At 44.1% G+C, this 2,197-nt stretch carries 2 protein-coding genes; both read left to right on the top strand.

The window, feature by feature from the left end; translation table 11 throughout:
• Positions 1 to 956, top strand: a 956-nt coding sequence (gatB, locus tag FC65_RS10260; RefSeq protein ID WP_056972623.1) for an Asp-tRNA(Asn)/Glu-tRNA(Gln) amidotransferase subunit GatB, incomplete at its 5' end; no start/stop codon positions are given.
• Positions 957 to 989: 33 nt separating this feature from the next.
• Positions 990 to 2,018 (top strand): diacylglycerol kinase, encoded by a 1,029-nt coding sequence (locus FC65_RS10255; RefSeq protein ID WP_056972621.1) that lies wholly within the window; start codon positions 990 to 992, stop codon positions 2,016 to 2,018.
• The last annotated feature ends 179 nt before the right edge of the window (positions 2,019 to 2,197 follow it).

The raw sequence follows: 2,197 nt of genomic DNA, 5'->3' as shown, positions 1-2,197 counted from the left end.
CTTCGGCTGATGAAGCTTATGCCTACTTAAAGAAACTACGTCAAGTTATCCAATTTACCGGCGTGTCTGACGTAAAGATGGAAGAAGGTTCCATGCGGGCCGACGTCAACATTTCGGTTCGTCCAATTGGCTCTGATCAATATGGAACTAAAACTGAAATGAAAAACTTGAACTCATTTGAACACGTACGTTCAGGTTTGAAGTATGAAGAACAACGCCAGGAAAATGTCATCCGAGCTGGCGGCAGTATCCAACAGGAAACTCGTCGTTTTGATGTCAATACTGGTGAAACAGTCCTGATGCGTGTTAAAGAAGGTAAGAGTGACTATCGTTACTTCCCAGAACCAGACTTGCCGCCGATCCATATTTCAGATGATTGGATCAAGAAAATCAAAGACTCGATCCCGGAAATGCCGGAAGATCGTCGTAAACGTTATGTCAATGAGTGGGGCGTCACTGAATATGATGCCGACGTTTTGACACAAACGATGGAAATGTCAGACTTTTTTGAAGCAACTGTTGCTGCAGGTGCTGATCCGAAGTTAGCCGCTAACTGGTTGATGGGTGATGTAAGTGCCTATATGAACGACAAGAAGGTTGAATTGGCAGACTTAGCCTTGACCCCTGCACATTTGGCACAAATGATCGGTTTGATCCAGGATGAGACCATTTCTAGCAAGATTGCCAAGAAAGTCTTCAAACAGATCGTTGCCAACGATACTGATCCAAAAGCCTGGGTTGAAGAAAAGGGTATGGTGCAATTGTCTGATCCCGCTACTTTGCAGCCGATCATCGATGATGTTTTGGATAACAATGCTAAATCGATCGAAGACTTCAAGAATGGTAAGGACCGCGCTGTTGGGTTCTTGGTCGGTAATATCATGAAGCAGACTCGTGGGAAAGCCAACCCGAAAGTTGTCAATAAACTCTTAATGGCTAGTTTGAAAGAAAGGTAAGGGAGTTCAGTTTCCCTGGAGATCGTTAGAACTATGAAAAAACGTTGTCGTGTAATTTATAATCCCACTTCTGGCAGGGAAGCCATGAAGAAGGATTTGATCGGTATTTTAGATATTATGGAAAATGCCGGTTATGAAACAAGTGCCTTTGCAACTACTGCTGAGGAAAATTCCGCTCAAAATGAAGCCAAGCGTGCTGCACGCGATGGCTTTGATCTGCTGATCGCCGCAGGTGGTGACGGCACGATCAATGAAGTCGTCAACGGAATCGCGCCGTTGAAAAAACGTCCGAAAATGGGGATCATTCCTGCTGGAACGACCAATGATTATGCGCGAGCTTTAAAGATCCCGCGTGAAGATCCGTTGGCAGCAGCTAAAGTGATTGCTAAGGGAAAGACGATCAGAATGGACATTGGTCAGGCTAATGATAATTACTTCGTAAATATTGCTGCAGGCGGTTTGTTATCAGAAATTACCTATTCTGTGCCGTCTGAATTGAAGTCACAGTTTGGTTACTTGGCGTATTTGGCCAAAGGGGCAGAGTTATTGCCACGAATTAAACCAGTCAACATGAAAATTAAGTATGACGATGGTGAGTTTGACGGCAAGGCCTCAATGTTCTTCGTTGCTCTAACGAACTCTGTCGGTGGTTTTGAACAGATCGTACCAGATGCTTCACTTGACGATGGCAAGTTTACTTTGATCATTGTGAAGACTAGTAATTTGGTCGAGATATTGCATTTGATCCGCAAAGTATTTAACGGTGGTAAGCACGTGGATGACCCACGGATCGTTTACGTTAAAACTTCTAAAATCAAAGCCAGCTCACCGGGGCAACGAATGATGATCAACGTTGATGGTGAATATGGGGGAGATGCACCGATGACATTTGTTGACCATAAACAACATATTGAAATGTGTGCTAACATTGATCAGATCCCAAATTCAGCGATCACGGCCGAGACGGCTTTAGCAAAAGATGCGCGTGACCGTTTTGTCCATGAGATGGAACAGTTACCAGATGACGGTGGGGCCGAGGACGAAAGTGTTAATGAAAAATAATTTGTACTAAGGATAAAAGTGGTCGTAACAATCAGCTTTGTTGCGGCCGCTTTTTAACAGGTGATTTTTGGCAAACGTTTGAGCCGGATGACTGGCAGTACTTCTCTTGCCCTGAATTAGCAATTTACTTCAATAGCCCACCAACCTTGGCGAAGTAAGTGTTACAAGTGGAAATGTGA

Origin of the sequence: Ligilactobacillus acidipiscis DSM 15836 (genome assembly GCF_001435755.1) — a bacterium.
In the GTDB taxonomy this organism is placed as follows: domain Bacteria; phylum Bacillota; class Bacilli; order Lactobacillales; family Lactobacillaceae; genus Ligilactobacillus; species Ligilactobacillus acidipiscis.
Note: the sequence above shows the minus strand (reverse complement) of the source record. Positions and strands in the feature narration are given on the sequence as shown.